Genomic DNA, 4,084 nt, shown 5'->3' with positions numbered 1-4,084 from the left:
AGCTCCCACAAGGGGCTGCGGTGTACACAACAGGTGTGAACGACCGAGAACCCTGTGGGAGCTGGCTTGCCAGCGAAGAGGCCCGCATCAACAACTCAAATTCCGGACCAGCCGCCAGATGAACACCACCGAAAGCCTCAAGGACTACCAACGGGTTCGCACCCTCGCGATCCGTTCGCTGTTCGAGATCATCGAGCAGTCCAGCGAAGGCACGGTGATTGTCGACCGCGATGCCAACATCGTCTGGATGAACGAGCGTTACGCCCGGCGTTTCGGTCTTGAATCGGCAGCAGGCGCGATCGGCAAGCCGTGTGAGAGCGTGATCCCCGGCAGTCTTTTGCGCGAGGTGGTGCGTACCGGTCGCCCTATTCTGCTGGACATGCAAGACACGCCAAAAGAGCCTTTGGTGGTGATGCGCCTGCCGATCCATGACGACGCCGGCACGGTGATCGGCGCGATCGGATTTGCCCTGTTCGACGAGTTGCGCACGCTGTCGCCGATGCTCAAACGCTACTTGAGCATGCAGGAAGAACTGGCCTCGACCCGTTCTCTGCTGCGCGCCCGACAGACCAAGTACAATTTCGCCCATTTCATCGGCACCAGCGCCGCCAGCCTCGAAGTCAAACGCCGTGCCCGACGCAGTGCCAGCGCCGAGTCGCCGGTGTTGCTGCTCGGCGAGACCGGCACTGGCAAAGAGTTGCTGGCCCAGGCGATTCACAGTGCCTCGCCACGGGCACACAAAGCCTTTGTGAGCATCAACAGCGCGGCGATTCCCGAGGCACTGCTGGAGGCAGAATTTTTCGGCACGGCACCCGGTGCGTTTACCGGCGCCGACCGCAAGGGCCGCACCGGCAAGCTGCAGATCGCCCAGGGCGGCACGTTGTTTCTCGACGAAATTGGCGACATGCCGCTGCCCTTGCAGAGCAAGCTGCTGCGCGTGTTGCAGGAAAAGGAGTTCGAACCGGTCGGCTCCAACGAGGTGATTCAGAGCGATGTGCGTGTGATTGCCGCCACCTCGACCGATCTGCAAGCGGCGATCAAACGCGGTGAGTTCCGCGCCGATTTGTACTATCGCCTCAATGTGTTGCCGATTCAGGTGCCGCCATTGCGTGAGCGTCTCGATGATCTGCCGGCGCTCAGCGAAGCAATCCTTGAAGAGCTGCGCAGTCAGCATGAGCTGCACCGTGATGCTCTCGAACTGCTCGGGCAACACGCCTGGCCGGGGAACATTCGCGAGCTGCGCAATGTGCTGGAACGGGCGGCGTTGCTCAGTGATGACTTGATGCTGACCGAGCAGGATATCCGCGCGGCGATTGGCACGTTAACGCCGGTTGAACGTGCGACCGTACCGACGATAGAGGCGCTGGCTGAAGAGACATTCGCTCAGGCGCGGGAGCGTTTTGATCGACAACTGATCCAGGCAGCTCTTGCGCAATGTGCGGGGAACGTGCCCGAGGCAGCGGCTCGACTGGGACTCGGGCGGTCGACGTTGTACAAGAAAATGGTGGCGCTGGGGATTGCTTGAGTCTCTATAAAGAGACATCAATCTCTTTTTTTAGATCAGTTATTTGAAGGTCAAAAGATCGCAGCCTTCGGCAGCTCCTACAGGGGAAATTCGCGTTCGCACTGTAGGAGCTGCCGAAGGCTGCGATCTTTTCGGTTTAACTCAGTCTCTAAAAGGAGACGAAACCGGTGAAAACCTTTAGTCACAACCAATAAAATCCATATATTTCAATACCTTAAATATCTGGCACAGATCTCGCTAATACCTCTCCCACACCCGTTCCACCCACAAAAATAACAATTCTGGAGAGACACACCATGAGTGTGATCATTGCCTTGGCAGCCCTGGCGCTGCTGATGCTGGCTGCCTACCGTGGCTATAGCGTTATCCTCTTCGCCCCGATTGCTGCCCTCGGCGCCGTGCTGCTCACCGACCCCTCCGCCGTCGCTCCCGCGTTCACCGGGGTGTTCATGGAAAAAATGGTCGGGTTCATCAAGCTGTATTTCCCTGTGTTCCTGCTCGGCGCCGTGTTCGGCAAGTTGATCGAACTGTCGGGGTTCTCCCGCTCGATTGTCGCTGCGGCCATTCGCTTGCTGGGCACCAAACAGGCGATGCTGGTGATCGTGCTGGTCTGCGCCTTGCTCACTTACGGCGGCGTGTCGCTGTTCGTGGTGGTCTTCGCGGTTTACCCGTTTGCTGCCGAGATGTTCCGCCAGAGCAATATTCCCAAGCGGCTGATCCCGGCAACGATCGCCCTCGGCGCGTTCTCGTTCACCATGGACGCCCTGCCCGGCACCCCGCAGATCCAGAACATCATCCCCAGCACGTTCTTCAATACCACCGCGTGGGCGGCGCCGTGGCTGGGCGTGATCGGTACAATTTTCGTGTTCTGCGCCGGCATGCTGTTTCTGCAACGTCAACGCAACAAGGCCCAACGCGCTGGCGAAGGCTACGGCACTGAATTGCGCAATGAGCCGGAAACCGCTGAAGACCTGAAACTGCCAAACCCATGGCTTGCGCTGTCGCCGTTGTTGGCGGTGGGCATCATGAACCTGCTCTTCACCCAGTGGATTCCGCAGTGGTACGGCAAGACCCACAGCCTCGCGCTGCCGGGCATGGCGGCTCCGGTCACCACCGAGATCGCCAAACTGACGGCGATCTGGGCCGTGCAGGCGGCTTTGCTGGTCGGCATTCTGATGGTGCTGGCATTCGGCTTTCAGGCGATTCGCAGCAAGCTCGCCGAAGGTAGCAAAAGTGCGGTCAGCGGTGCATTGCTGGCGGCGATGAACACCGCGTCGGAATACGGCTTCGGCGCGGTGATCGCGTCGCTGCCGGGCTTTCTGGTGCTGGCGGACTGGCTCAAGCAAATCCCCAATCCGCTGGTCAACGAAGCCATCACCGTGACCCTTTTGGCCGGTATCACCGGCTCCGCGTCCGGCGGTATGAGCATTGCGCTGGCGGCGATGTCCGAGCAGTTCATCAGTGCGGCCCACGCCGCGAATATTCCGCTGGAAGTGCTGCACCGCGTCGCCGCGATGGCCAGTGGCGGCATGGACACCCTGCCGCACAACGGCGCGGTCATCACCTTGCTTGCGGTGACAGGCCTGACCCACCGCGAAGCCTATAAAGACATTTTCTGTATTACGCTGATCAAGACCCTGGCGGTTTTCGTAGTGATCGGCACTTTCTACGCCACTGGCATTGTGTGAGGTATTCATGACGACTCTTTCCGGCAAGACCGCCCTGGTGACCGGTTCCACCAGCGGCATCGGTCTGGGCATCGCACTGAGCCTGGCCAAGGCTGGCGCCAATCTGATTCTCAACGGTTTTGGCGATGCATCGAAAGTCATCGCCGAAGTCGCCCGGTTCGGCGGCAAGGTCGGCCATCATCCGGCCGATGTCAGTGATCCGGCGCAAATTGCCGACATGATCAATTACGCCGAGCGCGAGTTCGGCGGCGTCGACATTCTGGTCAACAACGCCGGCATCCAGCATGTCGCCGCCGTGGAGGATTTCCCCGTCGAGCGCTGGGACTCGATCATTGCCATCAACCTGTCTTCGGTGTTTCACAGCACGCGCCTGAGCCTGCCGGGGATGCGCGCCAAAGGTTGGGGGCGGATCATCAATATCGCCTCCGTGCATGGTCAGGTCGGATCCACCGGCAAAGCAGCTTATGTGGCCGCCAAGCACGGCGTGATCGGTTTGACCAAAGTGGTCGGCCTGGAAACCGCGACCAGTAACGTCACCTGCAACGCGATCTGTCCGGGCTGGGTGCTGACGCCGCTGGTGCAGAAACAGATCGATGACCGCGCAGCCAAGGGTGTCGATCCGCAGCAGGCGCAGCATGATTTGCTGGCCGAGAAACAGCCGTCGCTGGAGTTCGTGACACCGCAGCATCTGGGCGAACTGGTGTTGTTTTTGTGCAGCGAAGCTGGCAGTCAGGTGCGTGGGGCGGCGTGGAATATTGATGGTGGGTGGTTGGCGCAGTAATGCTGCGTTCCTGTAGAAGTGAGCCTGCTCGCGATAGCGGTGTGTCAGCCCCGTAACAGTTAGCTGACAAACCGCCATCGCGAGCAGGCT

The 4,084-nt window shown here is 60.0% G+C and carries 3 protein-coding genes; all 3 read left to right on the top strand.

Translation table 11 applies throughout. The annotated features are described in order from the left end of the window. Nucleotides 1-118 precede the first annotated feature (118 nt). The 3 genes from PMI23_RS25430 (at nucleotide 119) to hbdH (ending at nucleotide 3,994) form a co-directional block, all read left to right on the top strand. Nucleotides 119-1,525: a sigma-54 interaction domain-containing protein gene (locus PMI23_RS25430; protein WP_007912311.1), complete on the top strand. Its 1,407-nt coding sequence runs from the start codon at nucleotides 119-121 to the stop codon at nucleotides 1,523-1,525. 296 nt (nucleotides 1,526-1,821) lie between these two features. Beyond that, nucleotides 1,822-3,213: a GntP family permease gene (locus PMI23_RS25425; protein ID WP_007912313.1), complete on the top strand. Its 1,392-nt coding sequence runs from the start codon at nucleotides 1,822-1,824 to the stop codon at nucleotides 3,211-3,213. 7 nt (nucleotides 3,214-3,220) lie between these two features. Continuing rightward, a complete protein-coding gene (gene hbdH / locus PMI23_RS25420) occupies nucleotides 3,221-3,994 on the top strand; it encodes a 3-hydroxybutyrate dehydrogenase (RefSeq protein ID WP_007912316.1) in 774 nt (257 codons plus the stop codon). Nucleotides 3,995-4,084 lie beyond the last annotated feature (90 nt).

Source organism: Pseudomonas sp. GM24 (assembly GCF_000282235.1).
Lineage (GTDB): Bacteria > Pseudomonadota > Gammaproteobacteria > Pseudomonadales > Pseudomonadaceae > Aquipseudomonas.
Note: the sequence above shows the minus strand (reverse complement) of the source record. Positions and strands in the feature narration are given on the sequence as shown.